The organism is Salmonella sp. SA14318, from assembly GCF_029866905.1.
GTDB lineage: Bacteria > Pseudomonadota > Gammaproteobacteria > Enterobacterales > Enterobacteriaceae > Salmonella > Salmonella enterica.
In genome coordinates this window covers 1,629,063-1,654,418 of the sequence record NZ_CP123282.1, presented here as the reverse complement: position 1 = coordinate 1,654,418, position 25,356 = coordinate 1,629,063, and the positions used below count along the sequence as shown (strand labels likewise).

Sequence of the window (25,356 nt, the reverse complement as noted above, 5' to 3'; positions counted from 1 at the left end):
CTGTTACCCTCTCTTGCGCGGCTGAATTTTCCCCAGCGAACCATGATACGTTTCACGGTATTTAGCGCTCATGTCTTTACCGGTCTCGTACATCGCAGCAATGATCTCATCGAGCGAAATACAGGGTTCGCTTACGCGACTCATCGCCATCGTCGCCGCGTTTATCGCTTTCACGGCAGAGATGGCGTTTCTCTCTATGCAGGGAATTTGTACCTGCCCGCCCAGCGGATCGCAGGTCAATCCCAGATGATGTTCCATGGCAATTTCAGCGGCGCTCAGCGTTTGCTCCACGGATGCGCCCATCAGTTCAGCCAGGCCCGCCGCCGCCATTGAGCACGCCACGCCGACTTCCCCCTGACAGCCAACTTCAGATCCCAGAATAGAGGCGTTTTGTTTAAACAATATCGCGATAGCGGCGGCAGTCAGGAAGAAACGGGTCAGAGCACCGGGCTCCAGCGGCGTGACAAATTTATCATACCAGCAGAGCGCTGCCGGAATGATGCCGCACGCACCATTGGTTGGCGCGGTAACAATCTGTCCGCCGCTGGCATTTTCTTCGCTTACCGCAATCGCGAAGGCATTGACCCAGTTCAGCGCGGTTAAAAAATCGCTGGCGGAACGGTTCGCCTGTAACGTCTTATGTAACGCACAGGCGCGCCGCGGTACCTGATAGGGGCCGGGTAATACCCCCTCAGTATGCAGGCCGCGATAAACCGCCTGCTGCATCACGTCCCATATTTGCGCCAGATAATTCTGCAACGTCTGTGGCGAGTGGCGGCACAGCTCATTTTTCATCATCAGCGCCGCCACGGACAGGCCATTACGCCGGCACAGCGCCAGCAACTGCGCGGCATGACTAAATTCAAAGGGCGACACTGTACGCAAAGGAAGCGATGGCGTCAGCGGCTCGCCATGTTTGCGAACCTGTCCGGCGCCGGTCGAAAACCAGGTCTCTTCATACACCGTGAAATAATCATCTCTGGCGCGAAACGTCATGGCATAAGGATGGCCTGGATGCGCCTGGTGATTGGCGATAATCTTGACTTTTATCGTGATTCCGCCCGCGTCGGAGAGCGGGAGTTCGATTTTGTTTTCATTTTCCGCACGCTTAATCACCGCCATATGCGAACGGAGATCGACATTCTCCGGCTGGCAACCCAGCAGCCCAAGATAAAGGGCGGTATCCACATTGTGGCACTTGCGGCTTAACGATAACGCGCCATACAGTTCGATTTCAATTTCCCGAATTAGCGGCAACGTCTCTTGTTCTCTGAGCAATGAAATAAAGTGACAGGCGGCGCGCATCGGCCCTACGGTACGTGAGCTGGATGGACCTATTACTATTTTGAATATATCAAGGCAACTCTCCATCGTTATATCAATCCTTTCAGTGTCATTCGCGTTCAGTAATAAATAACATCCTCGCACAGTTGGCATATCAAAAGTGATACCTTTTGTGTCTGAACTTTACCTGGTATCAAAAACAACGCTTTTTTAGCCCTTTTCTGGCTGTGATATCTGTGATAGCACGAGATTCCACGCCGCAAAAGAGTCATTATAATACCCGTAAATTAAGGGAGTTATCATATGAGCATTATTTATTTTATTACTACACAGGATATCGATACGTTTCAGAAAAAATTACAGGAAACGTTATTTAATGCCGTCACCATGCCATTTCCGCTATTATTTGATAAACGTTATGCCGCGCTTATCAATACCGCTTATTTAAAGCTTACGCTGCCAGCGGAATGTCTGACGCCTGAATTTTATCGCTATTTACGCGAACTCTCATTGCAATGGCAGTTTGATTTTTTTATTAAGCCGCAGCCACTGCCTGCTAACGGTATTATCGCGTTTGATATGGACTCGACATTTATTGCGGAAGAAGGCGTGGATGAAATTGCCCGCGAGCTTGGCATGTCGACGCAAATCACCGCCATTACCCAACAGGCGATGGAGGGCAAGCTTGATTTTAACGCCAGTTTTACCCGACGTATCGGAATGTTGAAAGGCACACCGAAAGCAGTGCTGAACGCCGTATGCGATCGCATGACCCTTTCGCCAGGCCTGTTAACTATTCTGCCAGTCATCAAGGCCAAAGGATTTAAAACCGCGATTATCTCCGGGGGACTGGATATATTCACGCAGCGTCTAAAAGAACGGTATCAACTGGATTATGCCTTTTCGAATACGGTTGAAATACGCGATAACGTTCTGACGGATAACATTACCTTGCCGATTATGAACGCCGCAAACAAAAAACAGACGCTGGTTGACCTGGCTGCCCGGTTAAATATTGCCACGGAGAATATTATTGCCTGCGGTGATGGCGCCAACGATCTGCCGATGTTAGAACATGCTGGCACCGGTATTGCCTGGAAAGCGAAGCCGGTTGTACGGGAAAAAATCCACCATCAGATTAATTATCACGGTTTCGAATTGCTTCTTTTCCTTATTGAAGATGAATTATAACGCGACTCACCTCGCCGGAAGGGAATTTTAAAATGAGTATAAAAACATTTATTTTCAGCCAGCCCGATAAGCCGATTGTAAAAGAGAAAAAAGAGATAGACCAGACCTATAAAAAATTTCGTTTTGAGATTATCGCCTCGGTCTTTATCTCTTATGCCGTCTTTTATCTTACCCGTAAAAACTTCTCCGCCGCGATGCCGGCCATGCTGACGGAAACGTCGCTGACCGCAGAAGACTTCGCCATTATGTCTTCTATTTTTTACATTCTTTATGGCGCGATGAAGTTTGTCGGCGGGATGCTGGTCGATAAAATTAACCCGAAAGCCATGACCGGCCCGGTGCTGATTGGCGTGGGGATTGTAAATATTCTGTTCGGCTTTTCCGATAGCGTGGCGGCATTCTACGTACTGTACAGCCTCAACGCGATATTACAGGGCACCAGCTTTCCGCCGATGGCGAAAATTATGGCTTCGTGGTTTTCGAAAAACGAACGGGGACGTTGGTGGGCTATCGTTGAAGCGGCGCACAATATCGGCGGCAGCCTCGCGCCGCTGCTGACCAGTTTTGCTATCGCCTTTAGCGGTAGCTGGAAAATGGGGTTTTATGTTCCCGGCGCCATTTCGCTGCTGATGGGGATAGTGGCGCTATTTACCATTAAAGATCGTCCCGGTACGTTAGGTTTGCCCAACGTGGGGCAGTGGCGTAACGACCCGACGGAACTGGCCCAGGTCAAGGCCAGCCCGGTCAACCTGAGCTTCTGGCAGATTTTTGTGAAATATATCCTGACCAATCCACTGGTATGGATCATTATTATCGGTGATATGTCGGTTTATATTGCGCGCACCATCCTTAACGACTGGCCGCAGATTTACTATTCACAGGTTCACGGCTGGAGCCTGATAAAAGCGAACTCGATTATTTCCTGGTTTGAGGCGGGCGGACTGGCAGGTGGGTTGCTGGCAGGCTACTTGTCTGACTTTATGTTCAAAAGTAACCGCTGGATGACCGGATTAATCTTCGCGTTAGCGCTGTGCATATGCATCGTGCTGGTGCCGCTGGTTCAGGATACCTCTTACACCCTCACCGCGATTCTGTTCACCATCATGGGCTTCGCCTTATACGGACCGCATATGCTTTTTGCCGTCGGCTGTCTGGATGTGACCCATAAGGATGCGGCGGGATCGATTACCGGCTTTCGGGGATTGTTCAGCTATGTCGGCGCGGCAATGGCCGGTGTGCCGGTAATTATGGTGAAAAATAGCTGGGCGTGGTCGGGCGTTTATATCTATGCGGTGATCGCCATTCTGCTAACGACTCTGTCGCTGGCGCTGCTCTCCAGGCTGCATCGGTTATAACATTCTGGCGACAGCTGCAAAACGCGGCTGTCGCCAGTCTCTGTCAGAAACGGTAATCCACCGCCATAAAGTAACGACGTCCGTCTTCGGTATAACCGTAGTCGTCGCGTTTGAGATCTTTATCGCCCACGTTCAGAACGCCCGCACGCAGTTTAACGTTTTTCGTCGCCTGCCATGCCGCGCCGGTATCCCAGACCACGTACCCGCCCGGCGTTTTCGCTGTTGCGCTGTCGGCCCGCTTACGCCCGGTATAATTCCCTGATACGTAGAATGACCAGTCTTCGAGCTGCGCCGGTTTCCAGTCCAGCGTACCGTTCGCGGTGTGGAACGGCAGATCGGAAAGCGGCTTGTTCCCGCCATTACTGACGTCGCGCCCGTCGTTATAGGTGTAATTCAACGACAGTTTCCACGCCTCGTTAAACGGAACTTTCAACTCGGTTTCCACGCCCTGAATACGCGCTTTATTCACGTTGTAATAACGGAAGACCGGAACGCGCTGTCCCCGACTGTTGGTTTCGAAACCGACAAAGTTGGAATAGCCGGGCGCGGCGTTAACGTCAGGGGTACGGCTAATGCTGATGCGATTGTCCACATCGTTACGGAACGTGGTAACGCTCGCTTCCACGCCCTCCAGTATGCCTTCTTCGCCCCGGTAATAAAGGCCGAGCTCCCAGCTTTCACTGGTTTCAGGTTTCAGATCCGGGCTACCGATAATGCGGCATCCGCCACGGCAGGAGTTGGTCGCCCAGTCCGGACTTAATTGCAATAGCGACGGCGCTTTAAAGGCCGTGGCCCACCCACCTTTCACCGTCAGGGTATCCGTTGCGTTATAGACCAGATAAGCACGCGGGCTCCAGTGATCGCCATAGGTTTCATGGTCATCCATACGAATACCGGTGGTCAGCGCCAGCGGTTCGAAGATGCGCCACTCATCTTCAAGGAACAGAGCATACTGGCTGGCGGAGGTTTTAGTACTGGAACCGCCGGTCAGGTTCACCGCATCGCTCAGTTTATCGTGACGCCATTCGCCGCCGAAGGTGAGGAACTGGTTGACAGACGCTAACGGCAGAACGTATTTCCCGTCAATCGAATTGCTTTCTGACGTGATAGGGCTACTGTTGCCGGGGTTTTTGTTTTCCACTTTTTCGCCGTAGAACTTGAGCTCGCTATTGCCGAGATCCCAACGTCCGTTATGGCTCAACGCGTAGTTTTGCCGTTCCAGTCGGTTTTTATCCAGCGAGTCGGAGTCCCGGTCCTGGCGATCAAAACCGTAGCCTGCGGTAACGTCATGATTTTCGTTTGGTGTCCAGGCAAACTCGACGTTTCCATCCCGGCTGGTAAATCCTTCAATGCGCGGCGTTTCACCCGTAGCGGTGGTGGCGGAACTCTGCTGCTCGTCTTTTTCGCGTTTCGCCAGGCTACCGTAGGCTTTCATTCCCAGCACGCCGTCGATCAGCGGACCGCTGGTAAAGAACTGACCGTTATAAGTATCGCCACGGTCGCGATGTTCCTGAATAGTGGAGTCAACCGTGACGCTGCCGTGCCATTTCTGACCAATTTTTTTGGTGATAATGTTGACCACGCCGCCCAGCGCATCGGAGCCATACAGCGAGGACATGGGGCCACGCACCACTTCAATACGTTCGATAGCGTCAACCGGTATCCAGTTCAGATCAAAATCATTATGGCGGAAGACCGCGTTACGGGAGTTAACGCGCTTACCGTCGATCAGGATCAGCGTATAACTGCTGTCCAGACCACGAATACTCACGCCTTTACGGTTATCCCCTTCGTTAGTGAGCTGTACGCCCGGCACCTCTTTCAGGACATCTTTCAGGTTTTGCACGGGCCTGCGCTGTAAATCTTGCTGGGTAATGACGCTGATACTTGCTGGCGCATCTTTCAGATTTTGTTCGATGGCGGACGCGGTAACGACCATGGTTTCACCATCATCCGTTGCCGCGGCAACCGGCCAGGCCAACGTAACTGCGGACATACAAAGCCCTACCCGAACGAAAGGGTTAAACCTAAACATTCCATTTCTCCATGAGGTAAATACGACAAAAAAAATCGGTTATCGCTCACAACGCATTACGTTTCGCCTGCGATAACGGTTATCACGGCGAACTCTTTTTATGCAGGCGAGTCGGGCTCATGAGTGACGGTCGCGCCCGAATCTTCATCCTTTCTGATTTCGAGCGTAACGATAAAGCAAACGATAATAATTATCAATTTAATTGTTAATAATTATATCATTTGAACCAATCATAAAGAAAAAACAAAAAACCCTCTCGAATGGGAGGGTTAGAAGGGTCAGGTTCAGGCAGTCCGTGCCGGATGGCGGCATAAAGCCTTATCCGGCCTATGACGAGAATACTACGTTACTTTTTAACGCGTTCCGGGAAGTGCATTTCGCTATAGCGCACGAAATGCGTACCTTTTATCAGCTTGTAGCCGAACCAGATAAGCAGGAACAGCGGAATACCGATATAGGTCGCCGCGACGCCGCCCCAGTCGATGGTATCTTTCAGGAACGCTTCATAGTTCTGCCCCAACGTAATAATCAGGCACAGTACAAAGGCGAAAATCGGCCCCAGCGGGAAGAACCCGGAACGGTACGGCAAATCATTCACATCATACCCTTGTATCACGTAACCGCGACGGAAGCGATAATGGCTAATGGCAATCCCCAGCCAGGCGATGAAGCCCGTCATACCGGAGGTGTTCAACAGCCACAGATAGACCGTCTGGTTGCCGAACATTGAGGTCAAAAAGCAAAGACCGGCAATCACGGTGGTGGCATAAAGCGCATTGCGCGGTACGCCGCCGCGGGACAATTTCGCAAAAATACGCGGGGCCTTACCGTCACAGGCCAGGGTGTAGAGCATACGGGTCGAGGCATACATCCCAGAGTTACCCGCAGACAGTACCGCCGTCAGGATAACCGCATTCATTATCGCCGCCGCAGACAACAAGCCCGCATGCTGGAACACTAAGGTAAACGGACTGACGCTAATGTCTTTGACGTCGTTACGCAGCAGGTTTGGATCGGTATAAGGAATGATCAGGCTGATAATCAAAATCGCGAAAACATAAAACAGCAGAATACGCCAGAACACCTGACGCACCGCGCGCGGAATATTCTTCTCCGGGTTTTCAGATTCCCCGGCGGCAATACCAATCAGCTCAGTTCCCTGGAAAGAGAAGCCCACGATCATCGCGACGCCAATCATTGCCGCAAAACCGCCAGCAAAAGGCGCATCGCCCGTCGTCCAGTTGCTCCAGCCGACCGGCTCGACACCTTTAAAGATACCGATAATCATCGCTACGCCAACGATGATGAAGATAATAACGGTCGCGACTTTAATTAACGAGAACCAGTACTCCGCCTCGCCAAAACCGCGTACAGAAATGTAGTTCAGCAAGAAAATGACGCAGAGGAATAGCGCGCTCCAGATCCAGCCCGGCGTGTCCGGGAACCACCAGCCCATCACCAATTGCGCGGCAACCAGGTCAACAGCGATAGTCACCGCCCAGTTGTACCAGTAGTTCCAGCCCAGCGCGAAACCAAAGCCTTCTTCCACATAGTTCTGACCATATGTCGCAAACGAGCCAGATACCGGCATATAGGCCGCCAGCTCGCCAAGACTGGTCATCAGGAAGTAGACCATCAAACCAATCAGAATATAAGAAAACAGCGCGCCGCCTGGCCCCGCCTGAGAAATTGTCGCACCAGATGCAACGAAAAGACCTGTCCCGATGGAGCCGCCAATGGCAATCATCGTCAGGTGACGCGCCTTTAATTCGCGACGTAGCGCGGGCGCTTCTGTGGTTTTAGTTTTGGAACCCATGTGAAAATGCTATCCATCCAAAAAATGAGGCGCGATTGTAACAGACGAAATACTATCCTTCCGACACAAATGCGCGGTTATAAGAGACCTTCATGACCGGCCACGGATTATAAGTAAAGCAGAGAATAACGTATACGTAAGCGGATACTAAAAATGGCGATGCCGCCCGGGCAGCCCTCCTCTTCACCTTTATTCACAGTAACTCAAAAAACGCTGCAACGCGTTAGAAAGATGTTTCTGCCGATGATGAACACGCCACAACGTGCGCACCAGGCGCGGTAACGGCACCGCGACTTCGCCCAGGGTTCCCGCCTGGAGTTGTTCAGCAATCACCCGGCGCGATAAACAGCTTATCCCCAGTCCATGACGCACCGCATGTTTGATCGCTTCTGAATTCCCCAACTCCATCGCCATATGAAAGCGCGGCAAATGCGACAACAGCAAATAATCGACAATTTCCCGCGTACCGGAACCGCGCTCGCGTAAAATCCATGGGGATGCCGCAAGCTGTTCCAGCGTCACCGGCCCCTGCGTCAGCGGCGAGGACGGCGCGGCAAAGACCACCAGCTCATCTTCCAGCCACGGCTCAGAAATAATCTCTGTACTGTGACATGGTCCTTCAATCAGGCCGATATCAACCCGAAAATCCAGCACCGCGTTAATCACGTCCTGGCTGTTTCCCACGCTGAGTTCCAGCGGCAAGGCCGGATAATGCTGGCGATAGCGGGCAATCATGGCGGGTAAAATGTAATTGCCGATGGTGCTACTGGCATAAACCCGTATCGCGCCGTTATCTTCACGAAATAGCTGCTCAATTTCTACCGCTTGCTCCAGCAATGCCAGCGCGCGCGGGTATAACAAGCGCCCATGTTCGTTGACCACCAGCCGTTTCCCCACCCGATCAAACAACTGTACGCCGAGCTGACCTTCCAGATCGGTGAGCGCGGCGCTAACGGCGGACTGCGATAATGACAGCATGACCGACGCCTGGGTTGTTGAACCGCTTTTCAGTACTTCAGCAAACACTTCAAGTTGTCGTAGCGTAATATGCATAGTCGTATCCCACCGATAGCGTTTCACTTACCACTTATAAAGATTAATTATAAATATATAATCAATTTTATTTTTAAACCAGATCACCGTAACCTTATTGTCCATATACAGGAGAAGGTTATGACAGAACTCACCTTGCAGAATCATCGTCGTACAATGTGGCATTTTATACCGGGGCTCGCTCTGAGCGCCGTCATTACAGGAGTCGCCCTGTGGGGCGGCGCTATCCCTGCCGTTGCAGGCGCGGGGTTCAGCGCTCTGACCCTGGCTATCCTGCTGGGTATGGTTATCGGGAATACCGTCTATCCACAAATATGGAAACAATGCGACGGCGGCGTGCTGTTTGCAAAACAACATCTGCTGCGTTTAGGGATTATCCTTTACGGCTTCCGCCTTACCTTTTCACAAATCGCCGACGTGGGCATTAGCGGCATTGTGATTGACGTATTAACGCTTTCCAGCACGTTCATGCTGGCCTGCTTCTTAGGCCAAAAAGTCTTTGGTCTGGACAGGCACACCAGCTGGCTGATTGGCGCCGGTAGCAGTATCTGCGGCGCGGCGGCGGTACTGGCGACAGAACCAGTGGTAAAAGCGGAAGCCAGTAAGGTTACTGTAGCCGTCGCGACTGTCGTTATTTTCGGCACCATCGCTATTTTCCTTTACCCGGCAATGTATCCGCTGCTGGCGCACTGGTTCAGCCCGGAAACTTACGGCATCTATATCGGCTCAACCATGCATGAAGTCGCGCAAGTGGTCGCAGCGGGTCATGCCGTTAGCCCGGATGCGGAAAATGCGGCAGTTATCGCTAAGATGCTGCGTGTCATGATGCTGGCGCCGTTCCTGATCATTCTGGCGGCACGCGTTAAACAGCTTTCACCGGCGACCGGCGCGGAAAAAAGCAAAATTACCATTCCGTGGTTTGCTATTTTCTTCATCGTAGTGGCGATCTTCAACTCTTTCCACCTGCTGCCGAAAGCCGTGGTGGATATGCTGGTGACGCTGGACACGGTACTGCTGGCGATGGCGATGGCGGCGTTGGGTCTGACCACTCACGTTAGCGCATTGAAAAAAGCGGGGGCGAAACCGCTGCTGATGGCGCTGGCATTATTCGCCTGGCTGATTATTGGCGGTGGCGCCATTAACGTCCTAATCCATAGCCTTATCGCATAAATTATTACGTTTCACGCCTGTTAACCCGTTATCATAGCGTTCGTAATGAACCGTTAGCGGGTTTAACAGGAGTCTTTTATGAAATACATCGGAGCGCACGTCAGCGCTGCTGGCGGTCTGGCTAACGCCCCTGCCCGCGCGGCTGAAATTGGCGCAACGGCCTTTGCGCTTTTCACAAAAAACCAGCGTCAGTGGCGTGCCGCCCCCCTTACTCCCCAGGTCATTGATGACTTTAAAATCGCCTGTGAAAAGTATCATTTCTCGGCGGCGCAAATTCTTCCCCACGATAGTTACCTGATTAATCTGGGCCATCCGGTCAGTGAAGCGCTGGAAAAATCACGCGATGCCTTTCTCGATGAAATGCAGCGCTGTGAACAACTCGGCTTAACCTTGCTTAATTTTCATCCCGGTAGCCATCTGATGCAGATTGCACAGGAGGATTGCCTGGCGCGGATCGCGGAATCCATCAATATTGCCCTCGCGCAGACCGAGGGCGTTACGGCGGTTATCGAAAATACAGCCGGTCAGGGCAGTAATCTGGGGTTTGAGTTTGAACAGTTAGCCGCCATCATCGACGGCGTGGAAGATAAGTCGCGCGTTGGCGTCTGTATCGATACCTGCCATGCCTTTGCCGCCGGATACGATCTGCGTACGCCAGAGGCGTGCGAAAAAACGTTCGCCGAATTCGGGAAAATTGTCGGATTTCAGTATTTGCGCGGAATGCACCTGAACGACGCCAAAAGCGCCTTCGGTAGCCGCGTTGACCGCCATCACAGTCTGGGTGAAGGCAATATCGGCCACGATGCGTTTCGTTGGATTATGCAGGATGCGCGTTTTGACGGTATTCCGCTGATACTGGAGACCATCAATCCTGATATCTGGGCGGAAGAGATTGCGTGGTTAAAAGCCCAGCAAATTGCCGAAGCGGTGGCCTGACGCTCAATGTTCTTCAGGCAATAAAAAAGGCAGAGCGCGCTCTGCCTTTTTTAGCGTGTTTCTCTTACGCCGCTTTTGCCGCGACTTCCGTCTCCGGACGTTTCAGGACGGCATAAGCCAGCCCTGCCACCAGCGTACCGGCCACAATTGCCAGCAGGTATCCCAATACCGGCGTAATTGCGCCTGGGATAAGCAGAACAAACAGACCGCCATGCGGCGCCATCAATTTTGCGCCTACCGCCATAGAAATGGCCCCGGTCAACGCGCCGCCAACGATACAGCACGGCAGTACACGCATCGGGTCGCGCGCCGCAAACGGAATAGCGCCTTCAGTGATAAAGCACAGCCCCAGCACCAACGCCGCTTTACCGCCTTCCTGCTGCGCTTTGTCGAACTTACGACGCGCCACCATCGTCGCCAGACCCAGCGCTAACGGCGGTACCATACCTGCGGCCATGATCGCCGCCATCGGCGCGTAAGTTTGCGTACTCAGCAGACCAACTCCAAACGCATACGCCGCTTTGTTCACCGGGCCGCCCATGTCGGTACACATCATCCCGCCGAGAATCGCGCCCAACAGCACCGCGTTTGCCGTCCCCATGGTTTGCAACCAGTGGGTGAGCCCTTCCAGAATCCCGGCAACCGGTTTACCGATCAGGTAAATCATCGCCAGCCCCACCACCAGACTGGAAATTAACGGGATGATCAGGATTGGCTTCAGCGCTTCCATACTTTGCGGAAGTTTCAGTTTGGTACTGATAAGCTTCGCCATATACCCGGCAAGGAAGCCGGCAATGATCCCGCCGATAAAACCGGAACCGGTGCTAACCGCCAGCATACCGCCAATCAGACCTGGCGTAAGGCCTGGGCGATCCGCGATGGAGAAAGCGATATAACCCGCCAGTACCGGCACCATCAGCGCAAACGCCGAACCGCCGCCAATCTGCATCAGCGCCGCCGCCAGCGTGTCCGGCACCTTAAAGGCTTCAATACCAAAGGCGAAGGAAAGCGCAATACACAGTCCCCCGGCAACCACCATAGGCAGCATGTAAGAAACACCCGTCAACAGATGCCGGTATGCGCCAGCGCTCTCTTTCTTCCCTTCGGTCGCCGCTTGCGATGCCTTACCCGCCGGTTGATACGGCGTCGCTTCCGCTACGGCTTTATCCAGCTCCTGCGCCGTCTTTTTCAGCGCCAGGCCGGTCGACGTGCGGTACATCGGGAGACCGGCAAACTTCGCCAGATCCACTTCGATATCCGCCGCCACAATCACTAAATCCGCTTCCGCCACCTCTTCCGGGGTGATGGCATTGCCGGCCCCCACGGAGCCGCGCGTTTCGACTTTTACCCACCAGCCGCGTTTTTTCGCTTCCGTTTCAATGGCTTCAGCCGCCATAAAAGTATGGGCGACGCCGGTCGGGCAGGCCGTTACCGCGACCACGCGTTTCGGACCGCCGCTCGCCGCAGGAGCAGCCGCAGCAGGGGCGCTGTAAGGGGTCGCATGGCTTTTGGCTTCACTCAGAAACAGTTCCGGATGCGCAACGGCGCGACCAATATCCCCCAGCCAAACCTTTTTGCCGTTCAGAGCATTGTCGTTCGGCAGAGATTCGCCCAACACGATCGCCAGCTCAGCATCATTCGGATTATCGATAATTTCCAGATTTGCTTTATGCGCCGCCGCTCCAAGCAGGGTTTTCGCCATGTAAGCGCGAGCCTGGCCGAGATTAGCGTCAATTATCAGCAGCGTTTTCATTATGCCTCTCCTGCTGTCAGTTAAACGGTTGTAAGTCGACACGCGCCATCATTGCGGCCAACTGAGGACGATCGGTAATACCCACATTGCTCTGGCTGACCGCCAGCGCGGCAACCGCCGTCGCCAGACGCAGCGTATGTTCGCTGGACTCGCGCATCAGCAGGCCGTAAATCAATCCGCCAACCATGGAATCGCCTGCGCCGACGGTACTTACCACGTCAACTGCCGGTGGTTTAGCGATCCATTCTCCTGAGGCGTTAACCCACAGCGCGCCTTCCGCCCCCAGCGAAATCACCACATGAGCGATACCCTGTTCGCGTAACGCGTGCGCCGCATCAATCACATCTTTCATTTCCGGGAGCTTACGACCCGCCCAAATTTCCAGTTCGCGGCGATTCGGTTTCACCAGCCACGGCGCAGCTTTAAGACCGGCGACTAACGCTTCACGGCTACTATCAAAGATAATGCATGGACACTGGCTGCGCAGACGCGTCATCCAGTCGGTGAACGCTTCCGGACTCACGCCAGCCGGTAAGCTACCGCTGACGCAGACCATATCGAACTGGCCCAGCCAGCTCAGGGAGTCGTTAACAAAGCGTTCCCAGTCTGCGGGGGTCACGTCAAAGCCGGAAAAGTTGAAGTCGGTCACTTCGCCATCTTTTTCCGTCAGCTTCACGTTGATGCGGGTCCGGCCCTGAACCACCTGAAAGCGGTTAGCGATGCCCAGTTCGCTGAATAATTGCTGAAAACCGTCCTGGTTATCTTTACCGAGAAAACCGCCGACGGTGACGTCGATGCCTAAGTCTTTCAGCACTTTGGCAACATTAATGCCTTTGCCCGCCGCGTGCAGACCCGTGGTTTTCACCAGGTTCACTTCGCCGCGTTCGATTTCAGGGCAAAACCCAACCAGATCGTAAGCCGGATTAAGGGTAATGGTGGCAACACGCCTGCTCATTATGCGCCCTCCCCGAGACCGGCGGCGATCGCATCGCCAATCGCTTTCAGCGCCTGTTCAGCATCTTCACCCTGCGCGGTAAAGCGCAGACGATGGCCTTTCTTCACGCCTAATGCCACCACTTTCATCAGACTACGTCCGTTTGCCGGTTTGCCGGTTCCATCAAGGTTTGTCACGGTAATTTCACTGTTAAATTGTTTAATCGTATTCACCAGCATGGTGCCCGGACGGGCATGGAGACCATGCTCATTACGCACTACAAATTCCGCGCTCAGTACGTCATCCGTCAGCGCATCATCACTGGTCAGCAACGCCAGCAGCGTCGCGGCGTCGGCGCTCAGCAGACGATCGGCTTTATTGTTCAGCAACAGGTCGCCGAGGCGTTTTAACACGGCAATCGGCTGCTCGTCGTTCATCGCGACAGTGACTAATAAGGCTGCTTTTTCACCCTCTACGTCAAACGCCTGGGTCGCACGGCTTACCGCAACAGCGCTGCGCAAATTGCCTTCCGCGCTGTCGTTCAGCCAGATGCCTTGTCCCAGATTCATCGGACTATCGTTAATCGTTTTTGCGACGAACGCCGCATCAACCGCTCCCGCCTCTTTCAGACGCGCCGCATTTAGCGCCTGCAATGTGACCAGCGAGCTGGCGATGACATCCAGCGTCATCGTCTCGTTATCAAGTTTTAATTGTTCACTTTGCTTCTCGCCCATCAGCAATGCGCGCAGCTCTTCCGCCGTTGTCGCGGATTTCAGCTGTTCAGCCACGGAGTCATCGCTCAGCACATGCGTCAGCTGACGCAGCAGGCCGAGGTGTTCGTCCGAACTGGCGGCAATACCAATCGCCACGTAGGCGACCTGGCCTTCTCCCCAGGTAACGCCCTGCGGGAATTGAAAGACCTGGACGCCGGTTTTCAGCACCTGATCGCGCGTGTCTGTTGTGCCATGGGGAATTGCAATACCATTGCCAAGAAAGGTCGAGGTTTGCTGTTCGCGCGCCAGCATACCGTCAACATAGCCGCCCGCCACATTCCCCGCCTGCGCTAACGCGGCGGCGATTTGCCGAATGGCCTCTTCTTTATTTCCGGCCTGCTCGCCCGGATGAATGTCCTGAACCGATAACTGGAACATGTGTCTCCTCTCCTGCTGAATTGAAACGATTCAGCCACTATGAGAAAAAAAGCGCCAATCTGAGTTATCAAAAAAACCAGATCGCGCTGAAACGTTTCAAGAAGTCTGGATCTTTCTGCTTCAGCACGCAAGAAAAGTTACCAGTTTTGTAGCAATTTTTTGAGGTGAAGCACATTTTTTCTCCAACAGTCCCTCAATAGCTGACGCATAAAAGGCTTCAGCTTTTTTCTTTCAGCTTGCGTCAGCACGCCCTGGTAACAAACTGGAATGCTATTTTGATTTTTCGTGTCGATTTTGATTCAGACGCCTGTTTATTTTCTGACGGGCAGCGTAAACTCCGCCTCTCTTCACACCACTGATATAGAAACATGCACAACAGTCCCGCCGCCGCTGCGCCTAAATCGTTTGACCTGACGTCTACCGCCTTTTTGATCGTGGCTTTTCTCACCGGTATTGCCGGTGCGTTACAGACGCCGACGCTCAGTATTTTTCTGACGGATGAGGTTCACGCCCGCCCCGGCATGGTGGGATTCTTTTTTACCGGCAGCGCGGTTATCGGCATTATCGTGAGCCAGTTTCTGGCCGGTCGCTCAGATAAAAAAGGCGATCGCAAAAAACTGATCGTTTTCTGTTGCGTGCTGGGCATGTTGGCCTGCGTGCTGTTTGCCTGGAACCGCAACTACTTTATTTTGCTGTTTATCGGCGTCTTTCTCAGTAGCTTCGGCTCTACCGCCAACCCGCAGATGTTTGCGCTCGCCCGTGAACATGCCGATCGTACAGGTCGTGAAGCGGTGATGTTCAGCTCAATCCTCCGCGCCCAGGTCTCATTGGCCTGGGTCATTGGGCCGCCGCTGGCCTATGCGCTGGCGATGGGTTTTAGCTTTACGGTGATGTATTTGAGCGCGGCGGTAGCTTTTATCGTCTGCGGCGTCATGGTGTGGTTCTTTTTACCGTCAATGCGCAAAGACGCGCCGCTGGCGACCGGCACGCTGGAAGCACCGCGTCGTAATCGCCGCGATACGCTGTTGCTGTTTGTCATCTGTACGTTAATGTGGGGAACTAACAGCCTGTATATCATTAATATGCCGCTGTTTATCATCAATGAGCTGCATCTTCCGGAAAAACTTGCAGGCGTGATGATGGGCACCGCCGCCGGGCTGGAGATTCCCACAATGCTGATTGCAGGTTACTTCGCCAAACGGCTGGGAAAACGCCTGTTAATATGCATCGCCGTTGTCGCCGGACTGTGCTTTTATGCGGGTATGTTGCTGGCGCACGCACCGGCAACGTTGCTCGGCTTGCAGTTGCTGAACGCGATTTACATCGGCATTCTTGGCGGGATTGGCATGCTCTATTTTCAGGATCTCATGCCAGGCCAGGCGGGTTCAGCCACCACGCTGTATACCAATACCATTCGCGTCGGCTGGATCATTTCCGGTTCGTTGGCGGGAATCGCCGCAGAAATCTGGAATTATCATGCGGTCTTCTGGTTTGCGTTAGTTATGATTGTCGCCACCATGTTCTGCCTGGCGCGTATTAAAGATGTTTAACCTGCAAGCCTGATACTTTTACTCTTCGACACATTTCAGCGCAGAGTTTATCTCTGCGCAATGTTCATGCACGGTCATTCATTGTCTTTTTCTCAATACGATATTCTGTAAGCGCCCTCCTACATAAAAGACCGGTTATTGAGAAAATTACGCCCATCAGCCCGCAAAGGACCAACACCAGCCGCATCTTATATTTTTGTGTAACAGCAACATCTATCACTTCAATGTTAGCATTATTTTTAACCGCCTCCGACAACAATGATAGCTTTGCATATGTTTCCGTTTGTAACATATTTTTATGCACGCTATAACGTTTAATGTCACCGTCATCGATATACCATGCTGCCATTTTATCGACACTATTTTTCAGGGTGGAAATAATATTATTGACGCTTTCTTCCCTCCCCTGCGCCTTAAAAAGGACAAGCTGATTTTTCGCGTCAAAACTTATTTTATTTTTATATTCCGCAGGCAAGAAACGGCTAAACTGGTTAAGGATAACCGTTGTTTTACATTGAATATCATTAGTATAGCCACATAACGCATAGGTAGCAGGCGTATCCAGATTAGGTTTGATCGTAATACTCAAAACCTTTGTATCATGCTGCACGCTCACAAAAACATAGCCAATGGCGACAAAAATAAAGGTAGCGATCACGATACTTAGCCATTTTCTTATAAGGAATAAGGAAACGTCGACTAAATCAATTTCACTATTTTCTCCCCGCATTTCACATCCCTTTTAAAACGCTAATAGTCAACCCGAATACTGAAATAACAAAAAGCAACACCAGCGTAAAAATAAACGCCCTGGCTGCGAACGTATATTTCTTCATAAGATAAAACCCACACATAAGAATTCGAGTATTTTAAAGGAAAATAACAACACATTCACACTGGTTATATCGATCGGTAAATACATCAATGATAGATATAAACTATCAAATTCATGATATCGATCGTTATAAATAATTAAAATCGATCAAAATTCCTCTTTTTAATAGATAAAAGCTATCATATAAATAAAATTGATCGTTTTTGTTTTATGTGACGGTTTATTCGGTACACGTTCAGGCACCAACGGGGTTGAGCGGCGACATCTACCGCTTCAGAAGCCACGAAATAAGGGAATCATGTATTACGCTATTTAATGGTAAAAGGAGGTAATTTGAGGCGCAGCTTTTGCAGACTATTTCGGGATATAACGTAAGCCCCTGCACATTTATCAAAAACGGCTTAGCTCATGGTAAGGTTTTCTGTTCGAGTTCCAGCAAATAAATAATGGCCTCTTCCCGGGTCGTTAAACACATGTCCCCTGCCGGTTGCAAACCAGAGCACACTTTTGGGCGTAAAGGCGAGCCAAAGATAAGGCACAAGTTATCTTCCGAAAGCTGCACGCATCTGGTATTCATCGGCTTGCCATTCGGCATTCCGGGTATCGGCGACGAAATTGAAGGCGCAATACAGCAAGCGCCACAACCGCTACGACAGTCCATGCTCAGCCCTCTATTTATAACCAAATGAAAGATAACAAAATTTGTCCAAAGAAAAATCCAGATTTAAAATGTGGACGTCATCATGATCAGTCCTGCCCTCAGACATTCCGAAGACAAGGCTGGAAACAGAAGGGACAACACAGCACACTTCCCCCCTCCGGGCGACATGCCATCGCGTATTCTCGTTGAACGCGGAGCGGAAAGCGGGCGAACAGTATCACCTTTTTTGCACCAGCAAAAGTGACAATTCCACTTGCCTGGACGGCCCGGCGCGAGTAGTTTTACGCGATATTTTAGATAATCTCTACAACAGGATCTCCTCGATGCCAAGAGCGAACGAAATCAAAAAAGGTATGGTACTGAACTACAACGGCAAATTGCTGATTGTGAAAGATATCGACATTCAGTCGCCTACCGCCCGTGGCGCCGCCACACTGTATAAAATGCGTTTTTCCGATGTCCGCACCGGTCTGAAAGTGGAAGAACGTTTCAAAGGCGACGATATCGTTGATACCGTCACCCTGAGCCGTCGCGGCGTTGACTTTTCTTATGTCGATGGCAACGAATATGTGTTCATGGATAAAGAAGACTATACGCCGTATACCTTCACCAAAGATCAGATTGAAGAAGAGTTGCTGTTTATGCCTGAAGGCGGAATGCCGGATATGCAGGTTCTGACCTGGGACGGCCAACTGCTGGCGCTAGAGCTTCCGCAGACCGTGGATCTGGAAATCGTCGAAACCGCGCCGGGTATTAAAGGAGCGTCCGCCAGCGCACGTAACAAACCCGCGACATTAAGCACCGGTCTGGTGATTCAGGTTCCCGAATACCTGAGCGCAGGTGAGAAAATCCGCATTCATATCGAAGAGCGCCGTTATATGGGGCGCGCGGATTAAGTTTCGCATTTTTCGGCTGCGCCCCAGGGCGCAGTCTGACCCTTTTCTTTATTGACTGTTCTGCACCAGGAAAGAGAAACGTTAAAAATTTAACATTTTCTGCTCTTAAGATGGCAGAAGCACGACTTCGTCAACTCAGCGCTTCTCTTTTTCACGTTTATTCGCCAGGATTATTAAAGTTGTTATGTTGTATCAATATTCTGGAGCTGACGTGACCAAAACCAATCTTATTACTGGATTTCTCGGTAGCGGAAAAACCACCTCTATCCTTCATTTATTAGCCCATAAAGATCCGGCTGAAAAGTGGGCCGTCCTGGTCAATGAATTTGGCGAAGTGGGTATTGACGGCGCGCTGCTTGCCGACAGCGGCGCACTGCTAAAAGAGATCCCCGGCGGCTGCATGTGCTGCGTCAATGGATTGCCTATGCAGGTGGGGCTCAACACGCTGCTGCGCCAGGGCAAACCTGACCGGTTGCTGATTGAACCAACCGGACTGGGGCACCCAAAACAGATCCTGGATTTATTAACTGCGCCGGTTTATGAGCCGTGGATTGATTTACGCGCTACGCTCTGCATCCTTGACCCTCGCCTGCTACTGGACCAACAGAGCGTCGCCAATGAAAATTTCCGCGATCAGCTCGCCTCAGCCGATATTATCATCGCCAATAAGACCGATCGCGCCACGGCGCAGAGCGATGCCGCCCTGCAACAGTGGTGGCGACAGTACGGCGGCGATCGTCAACTGATTCATGCCGAACATGGACAGATAGACGGTAAGCTTCTTGATTTACCACGACAAAATCTGGCGGAACTGCCGGCCAGCGCCGCGCATTCTCACACTCATACCAGTAAAAAAGGACTCGCCGCGCTAAATCTGCCCGCCCAGCAGCGCTGGCGACGCAGCCTCAATAGCGGACAGGGTCATCAGGCCTGCGGCTGGATTTTCGATGCCGATACCGTGTTTGACACCATTGGCCTACTCGAATGGGCTCGTCTGGCGCCGGTGGGCCGGGTGAAAGGCGTTATGCGCATACAAGAGGGGCTGGTACGCATCAATCGCCAGGGCGATGACCTGCACATCGAAACACAGAGTGTCGCGCCGCCGGATAGCCGGGTTGAACTTATCTCAAACACAGAAACCGACTGGAATACGTTACAGACGGCCTTGTTGAAGCTTCGTTTAGCGACGCACGCGTAAGGTTGCCACCGTTTAAAAACTATGGCGAAATGACGATGAAAACCCGCTATTCCTTGATAATTCTGCTTAATGCCGCCGGTCTGGCGCTGTTTTTGTCATGGTATCTTCCCGTCAATCACGGCTTCTGGTTCACCATTGATTCCGGCATATTCCACTTCTTTAACCAGAAACTGGTGGAAAGCCACGCGTTCCTCTGGTGGGTCGCTATTACCAATAATCGGGCGTTTGACGGCTGTTCGCTGCTGGCGATGGGCGGACTGATGCTCAGTTTCTGGCTAAAAGAAGACGCGTCGGGCCGGCGGCGCATTGTGATAATCGGATTGGTCATGCTGCTAACAGCGGTGGTGCTTAACCAACTCGGTCAGGCGCTGATCCCCGTCAAGCGCGCCAGCCCAACGCTCTCTTTTGAGCATATTTATCGCGTCAGCGAGTTGCTGCATATCCCGACAAAAGACGCGTCAAAAGACAGTTTCCCAGGCGATCACGGTATGATGCTGCTGATATTTTCCGCCTTTATGCTGCGTTATTTCGGCAAAACGGCGGGGATTATCGCCCTTATTATATTTGTGGTTTTCGCGTTTCCGCGCGTTATGATTGGCGCTCACTGGTTCACCGATATTGTGGTCGGGTCACTCACGGTTATTTTGATTGGCCTCCCCTGGTGGCTGATGACCCCGCTCAGCGACCGGGCGATAGCGCTTTTTGAGAATTATCTTCCGGGCGGGAATAAACAAATTTTAAACAAATAACCCATGTAATTAACATTACCTTCAGCGATAGTTTTACATCGTTGAAGGTAATTTATGATGATATTCCCCCAGCCCATCATTTTTCGGTCATATTATTCCTGTGCAAAATGAACAGGTTGCACGATTTTTAAACGATTTGCGCTTAATTTGACCCGTGCTGATAGCTCACTTTTCGTATCATAAATTCTTATAAAAAATCACGCGAAATCGCTCGCAATGACAGCAACAATCGGGTAATCTCAAACTCGTTTTGCCTCGCCAGATAATTATTCTCATTGCGAATAAATTTGTGCGTTCCGCCACAGATTTGTGCACAAAGAATTGTCTCAAGCTGTGCAGGTAATTAGTCTCATCACGTTTGGCATTTTTATAACGATATTTATCGTTAAGGACTTCAAGGGAAAACAAACAACATGGTCAAATCTCAACCGATTTTGAGATATATTTTGCGCGGGATTCCTGCGATTGCAGTTGCGGTTCTGCTTTCTGCTTGTAGCACAACCACCAATACCGCAAAGAATATGCATTCTGAGACGCATGCTGTGGGCAATAGCGATAGCTCTTCACTGCAAGCCTCTCAGGATGAATTTGAAAATATGGTGCGTAACCTCGACGTTAAGTCGCGGATTATGGATCAGTATGCTGACTGGAAAGGCGTGCGTTACCGCCTGGGCGGCAGCACTAAGAAAGGCGTCGACTGTTCCAGCTTTGTACAGCGCACCTTCCGTGAACAGTTTGGTTTAGAGCTTCCGCGTTCAACCTATGAACAGCAGGAAATGGGCAAAGCGGTTTCACGCAATAACCTGCGTACGGGCGATCTGGTTCTGTTCCGCGCCGGCTCCACTGGTCGCCATGTCGGTATTTATATCGGCAATAACCAGTTTGTCCATGCGTCTACCAGTAGCGGCGTCATTATCTCCAGTATGAACGAACCGTACTGGAAAAAACGCTACAATGAAGCGCGTCGAGTTCTGAGCCGCAGTTAATCTTCATCAGGCAGCACCTCCCTTGGCTTACCTGATGAGACGACATAAAAAGCACTGCTTCAGCAGTGCTTTTGCTTATTATCCCTTCTGAACCCGTTTTACCGAATAGCGACGTGTCGCCTCTTATCCAGCCTACAACACACGAACATAGGCCTGATAAACATAGCGCCATCAGGCATTCAGGTCGTTTCCGCCAACGACTACTGCGACAATACGCTTTCCTGCGCATCACAGAAAAGCATGACTATCCGGGGTAATCCAGGCTATAGTCTTATAAATCAACCAGTTTAACCGGCATCCGCCTTTTCAGGTCACACCAGGAATTATGCTAACACGCGACTCCTCTTCCGGTCGGAAAATCCTGCTTACCTGTATCATTACGGGGATGGCGGCAGCATTACTTATTGGTAGCCTGCAATTTTTCCTGTCGTGGCATAAACGGGATGTTAAATACAATACGCTCCTTTCTGATGTACAACATTACCTGGCCAGCTATTTCGCCGACCTGAAAGCCACCACCGATATTCTTCAGCCGTTGACGATCAACACCTGTCAGCAGGTTGGCGCAGAACTCACCTCAAGAGCCGCTTTTAGCCTTAATGTCCGCGCCTTCTTATTGATTAAAGATAAAAAAGTGTTCTGCTCTTCCGCCACTGGCGCCATGAATATGCCGCTTCAGCAACTGGTACCGGATATAGATATCCGCAAAGACGTTGCTATGGCGATTCTGCCCGGCACGCCAATGATGCCCAACAAACCGACAATGGTGATTTGGTATCGGAACCCATTATTAAATGACAGCGGCGTATTCACATCGCTGAATATTAACCTGACGCCCTACTTACTCTATACCACGCGCCAGGACGATTTTAACGGCATCGCGCTGATTGTCGGCAATACCGCGCTGTCGACCTTTTCTTCGCGTCTGCTGACCGTCGCGGAGCTGCCGGGCACGCCATCACGACAGGCAACTATCAACGGCCTGCCGCTTAAAATACAGCTTTATGCCGATAGCTGGACCTACAATGACTTGTGGTATGCGTTGATGCTGGGCTGCATTAGCGGCATCGTAGCAGGGTTTATCTGTTACTTTATCTATGCCCTCCGGACGCGACCGGGCAAAGAGATTTTAACGGCGATCAAACACGAGCAGTTTTATGTGGTTTATCAGCCCGTCGTCGATACTCGTACGCTGAGCGTCACCGGGCTTGAAGTCTTACTGCGCTGGCGTCACCCTACGGCAGGCGAGATTCCGCCGGATGCCTTTATCCACTATGCCGAAGCGCAGCAACTTATCGTACCGTTAACGCAGCATCTGTTTGAGCTGATCGCCCGCGACGCACCCACGCTACAGAAGGTGATGCCCGTCGGTGCCAAATTTGGCATTAACATCGCGCCGGAACATCTGCACAGCGACAGTTTTAAAGAGGATATGCACCGGCTCAGGGACGCCCTGCCCGCGCACCATTTTCATATCGTGCTGGAAATCACTGAACGCGATATGCTTCAGCAGTATGAAGCGGCCAAACTGTTCGAATGGCTGCATTCCGCCGGGTTTGAAATCGCTATAGATGATTTCGGTACAGGCCATAGCGCCCTGATTTATCTGGAGCGATTTACTTTAGATTATCTGAAAATCGATCGCGGCTTTATCCAGGCAATCGGCACGGAAACCGTCACGTCGCCGGTTCTGGATACCGTGCTGACGCTCTCCAGACGCCTGAATATGCTGACGGTGGCCGAGGGCGTTGAAACGCCGGAGCAGGCCCGTTGGCTACGCGATCACGGTGTTAATTACTTGCAGGGGTACTGGATTAGCCGTCCTTTACCCCTAAAAGATTTCGTGCTGTGGATGTCGGCGCCTTCCGTGCCTGAATGGTAGTCCCCTTACGGTTTTAACGGATTCACATCAGACGCAACGTCACTTATTATTCAGCGAAACGCCTGCCGGTTTGCAGCGGGCAATACGATAAGGAAACCGCCTTCAGATGACTGCGCGCGTAATACTTCTGCTTGTCGCACTGCTTAGCGCTGGCGCCCAGGCCCAGGAAATCAAAGAAAGCTACGCTTTCGCCGTACTCGGCGAACCTAAGTATGCTTTTAACTTTGATCACTTTGATTATGTGAATCCTGCTGCGCCGAAAGGCGGTCAGATGACGCTTTCCGCCATTGGTACGTTCGATAATTTCAATCGCTATTCGCTGCGCGGCAATCCCGGCGTACGTACCGAAGCCCTTTACGATACGCTTTTTACCACCTCGGATGATGAGCCCGGAAGCTATTATCCGCTGATTGCCGACCATGCCCGCTATGCAGCCGACTATTCCTGGGTGGAAATCTCGATTAACCCCCGCGCTCGTTTTCACGATGGCACGCCCATTACCGCCCGCGATGTGGCCTTTACCTTTCATAAGTTTATGACCGAAGGCGTACCGCAGTTCCGTCTGGTCTATAAAGGTACTACCGTGAAGGCGATTGCGCCTTTAACCGTGCGAATTGAGCTGGCGAAGCCTGGTAAAGAAGACATGCTTAGTCTGTTTTCACTACCGATCATGCCCGAAAAATTCTGGAAAAATCACAAACTCAGCGATCCACTTTCAACGCCGCCCTTAGCCAGCGGGCCATACCGGATTACTCAGTGGAAAATGGGCCAGTACATTGTCTATTCACGCGTCAAAAACTACTGGGCGGCTAATCTGCCGGTCAATCGTGGACGTTTTAACCTCGACACTATCCGCTACGATTACTACCTTGATGACAATGTCGCTTTCGAGGCGTTTAAAGCGGGCGCATTTGATCTACGGCTGGAAAACGACGCTAAAAACTGGGCAACGCGCTATATCGGTAAAAATTTCGATAATCATTACATCATTAAAGAAGAGCAGAAAAACGAGTCGGCGCAGGACACACGCTGGCTGGCCTTTAATATTCAGCGCCCGGTATTTAAAGACCGGCGGGTACGTGAAGCTGTCACCCTGGCCTTCGATTTTGAGTGGATGAATAAAGCGCTGTTCTATAATGCCTGGAGCCGAACCAACAGTTACTTCCAGAATACCGAGTACGCCGCCAGAAATTATCCTGACGCCGATGAGCTGGTATTACTCGCGCCGATGAAAAAAGATCTTCCTCCTGAAGTCTTCACTCAGATCTATCAGCCGCCGGTCTCTAACGGCGACGGCTACGATCGCGAAAATCTTCTTAAAGCTGACGCCTTGTTGACGCAGGCCGGATGGGTGATCAACGGACAGCAACGGGTCAATAGCGTCACCGGTAAGCCCCTGACGTTTGAACTTCTCCTTCCTGCCAGCAGTAATAGCCAGTGGGTTCTGCCCTTCCAGCATAATCTTCAGCGTCTGGGCATTACGATGACTATCCGTCAGGTTGATAATTCTCAACTCACCAACCGGATGCGTAGCCGCGACTATGACATGATGCCGAGGCTATGGCGGGCGATGCCCTGGCCCAGCTCCGATCTACAAATCTCATGGGCGTCGGAATACATTGACTCCAGTTATAACGCTCCCGGCGTACAAAGCCCGGTGGTGGATAAACTGATCGCGCAAATTATCGCAGCGCAGGGTGATAAAGCGAAACTGGTGCCGCTGGGACGGGCGCTGGATCGCGTGCTGACCTGGAACTATTACATGCTGCCGATGTGGTATATGGCGCAAGACAGGCTCGCCTGGTGGGATAAATTCTCTCATCCGGCGATTCGCCCGGTATATACCATCGGGTTAGATACCTGGTGGTATAATGTCAACAAAGCCGCCAAGCTACCGGCAGCCAGGAGGTAGTAATAATCA

General features: G+C 51.7%; 21 protein-coding genes. 11 read left to right on the top strand and 10 right to left on the bottom strand.

The genetic code is table 11. The features are described 5' to 3' along the window. Nucleotides 1-3: 3 nt before the first annotated feature. Nucleotides 4-1,371 carry an L-serine ammonia-lyase gene (locus tag QEN32_RS07715; protein WP_001518989.1) on the bottom strand — a complete coding sequence of 456 codons (1,368 nt, stop codon included), beginning with the start codon at nt 1,369-1,371 and terminating at the stop codon, nt 4-6. Between the two features lie 216 nt (nt 1,372-1,587). Here QEN32_RS07715 and serB point away from each other — a divergent pair, with 216 nt between their 5' ends. Together serB and QEN32_RS07705 are read left to right on the top strand one after the other, a co-directional pair. After that, nucleotides 1,588-2,475 (top strand): phosphoserine phosphatase SerB, encoded by an 888-nt coding sequence (serB, locus tag QEN32_RS07710; protein WP_000022914.1) that lies wholly within the window; start codon nt 1,588-1,590, stop codon nt 2,473-2,475. 32 nt (nt 2,476-2,507) lie between these two features. Continuing rightward, nucleotides 2,508-3,830, top strand: coding sequence for an MFS transporter (locus QEN32_RS07705; RefSeq protein ID WP_000023807.1), 1,323 nt, complete (start codon nt 2,508-2,510; stop codon nt 3,828-3,830). Nucleotides 3,831-3,873: 43 nt separating this feature from the next. Here the strand turns inward: QEN32_RS07705 and cirA are convergent, their stop codons facing one another. From cirA to yieE, 3 genes are all read right to left on the bottom strand, one after another. Beyond that, nucleotides 3,874-5,865: a catecholate siderophore receptor CirA gene (cirA, locus tag QEN32_RS07700; protein WP_000488251.1), complete on the bottom strand. Its 1,992-nt coding sequence runs from the start codon at nt 5,863-5,865 to the stop codon at nt 3,874-3,876. Between the two features lie 346 nt (nt 5,866-6,211). Beyond that, a complete protein-coding gene (gene lysP, locus QEN32_RS07695; protein WP_000534999.1) occupies nt 6,212-7,681 on the bottom strand; it encodes a lysine-specific permease in 1,470 nt (489 codons plus the stop codon). 189 nt (nt 7,682-7,870) lie between these two features. Continuing rightward, complete coding sequence (gene yieE, locus QEN32_RS07690) at nt 7,871-8,734, bottom strand: DNA-binding transcriptional regulator YeiE (protein ID WP_000548316.1); 864 nt, start codon at nt 8,732-8,734, stop codon at nt 7,871-7,873. Nucleotides 8,735-8,854: 120 nt separating this feature from the next. On the opposite strand from yieE, the gene QEN32_RS07685 reads away from it, so the two are divergent. Further along, complete coding sequence (locus QEN32_RS07685; RefSeq protein ID WP_000137966.1) at nt 8,855-9,904, top strand: YeiH family protein; 1,050 nt, start codon at nt 8,855-8,857, stop codon at nt 9,902-9,904. A 78-nt stretch (nt 9,905-9,982) separates the two neighbouring features. Continuing rightward, complete coding sequence (gene nfo / locus QEN32_RS07680; protein ID WP_000873906.1) at nt 9,983-10,840, top strand: deoxyribonuclease IV; 858 nt, start codon at nt 9,983-9,985, stop codon at nt 10,838-10,840. 64 nt (nt 10,841-10,904) lie between these two features. Here the strand turns inward: nfo and fruA are convergent, their stop codons facing one another. From fruA to fruB, 3 genes are read right to left on the bottom strand one after another with little or no spacing between them, the layout of a single operon-like run. Continuing rightward, the gene (gene fruA, locus QEN32_RS07675) at nt 10,905-12,593 is read right to left on the bottom strand and encodes a PTS fructose transporter subunit IIBC (protein WP_000854408.1); all 1,689 of its coding nucleotides are present in this window, start codon (nt 12,591-12,593) and stop codon (nt 10,905-10,907) included. Between the two features lie 16 nt (nt 12,594-12,609). Further along, the gene (fruK, locus tag QEN32_RS07670; protein ID WP_000091249.1) at nt 12,610-13,548 is read right to left on the bottom strand and encodes a 1-phosphofructokinase; all 939 of its coding nucleotides are present in this window, start codon (nt 13,546-13,548) and stop codon (nt 12,610-12,612) included. After that, the gene (fruB, locus tag QEN32_RS07665; protein WP_000487287.1) at nt 13,548-14,678 is read right to left on the bottom strand and encodes a fused PTS fructose transporter subunit IIA/HPr protein; all 1,131 of its coding nucleotides are present in this window, start codon (nt 14,676-14,678) and stop codon (nt 13,548-13,550) included. The genes fruK and fruB overlap by 1 nt, the downstream gene beginning before the upstream one ends. A 368-nt stretch (nt 14,679-15,046) precedes the next feature. On the opposite strand from fruB, the gene setB reads away from it, so the two are divergent. Then, the gene (gene setB, locus QEN32_RS07660; protein WP_265322273.1) at nt 15,047-16,228 is read left to right on the top strand and encodes a sugar efflux transporter SetB; all 1,182 of its coding nucleotides are present in this window, start codon (nt 15,047-15,049) and stop codon (nt 16,226-16,228) included. Between the two features lie 64 nt (nt 16,229-16,292). On the opposite strand, the gene QEN32_RS07655 is transcribed toward setB, so the two are convergent. From QEN32_RS07655 to QEN32_RS07645, 3 genes are all read right to left on the bottom strand, one after another. Then, nucleotides 16,293-16,958: a GNVR domain-containing protein gene (locus QEN32_RS07655; protein ID WP_265322272.1), complete on the bottom strand. Its 666-nt coding sequence runs from the start codon at nt 16,956-16,958 to the stop codon at nt 16,293-16,295. Between the two features lies 1 nt (nt 16,959). Beyond that, a complete protein-coding gene (locus QEN32_RS07650) occupies nt 16,960-17,082 on the bottom strand; it encodes a membrane protein (protein ID WP_001519564.1) in 123 nt (40 codons plus the stop codon). 387 nt (nt 17,083-17,469) lie between these two features. Beyond that, a complete protein-coding gene (locus QEN32_RS07645; protein ID WP_023209193.1) occupies nt 17,470-17,724 on the bottom strand; it encodes a zinc/iron-chelating domain-containing protein in 255 nt (84 codons plus the stop codon). A gap of 323 nt (nt 17,725-18,047) precedes the next feature. Here QEN32_RS07645 and yeiP point away from each other — a divergent pair, with 323 nt between their 5' ends. From yeiP to QEN32_RS07615, 6 genes are all read left to right on the top strand, one after another. Then, nucleotides 18,048-18,620, top strand: coding sequence for an elongation factor P-like protein YeiP (yeiP, locus tag QEN32_RS07640; protein ID WP_001136822.1), 573 nt, complete (start codon nt 18,048-18,050; stop codon nt 18,618-18,620). Nucleotides 18,621-18,831: 211 nt separating this feature from the next. Next, the gene (locus QEN32_RS07635; RefSeq protein WP_000169353.1) at nt 18,832-19,818 is read left to right on the top strand and encodes a GTP-binding protein; all 987 of its coding nucleotides are present in this window, start codon (nt 18,832-18,834) and stop codon (nt 19,816-19,818) included. A gap of 29 nt (nt 19,819-19,847) precedes the next feature. Beyond that, entirely contained in the window at nt 19,848-20,567 is a 720-nt protein-coding gene (locus tag QEN32_RS07630; RefSeq protein WP_000178091.1) for a phosphatase PAP2 family protein, read from the top strand. Nucleotides 20,568-20,980: 413 nt separating this feature from the next. Continuing rightward, nucleotides 20,981-21,553 carry a bifunctional murein DD-endopeptidase/murein LD-carboxypeptidase gene (gene mepS / locus QEN32_RS07625; RefSeq protein ID WP_000241015.1) on the top strand — a complete coding sequence of 191 codons (573 nt, stop codon included), beginning with the start codon at nt 20,981-20,983 and terminating at the stop codon, nt 21,551-21,553. 325 nt (nt 21,554-21,878) lie between these two features. Beyond that, on the top strand, nt 21,879-23,435 hold the full coding sequence (locus tag QEN32_RS07620; protein WP_000957763.1) for a cyclic di-GMP phosphodiesterase: 1,557 nt from the start codon (nt 21,879-21,881) through the stop codon (nt 23,433-23,435). A 106-nt stretch (nt 23,436-23,541) separates the two neighbouring features. Then, nucleotides 23,542-25,347, top strand: coding sequence for an extracellular solute-binding protein (locus tag QEN32_RS07615; RefSeq protein ID WP_265322271.1), 1,806 nt, complete (start codon nt 23,542-23,544; stop codon nt 25,345-25,347). Nucleotides 25,348-25,356: the final 9 nt, after the last annotated feature.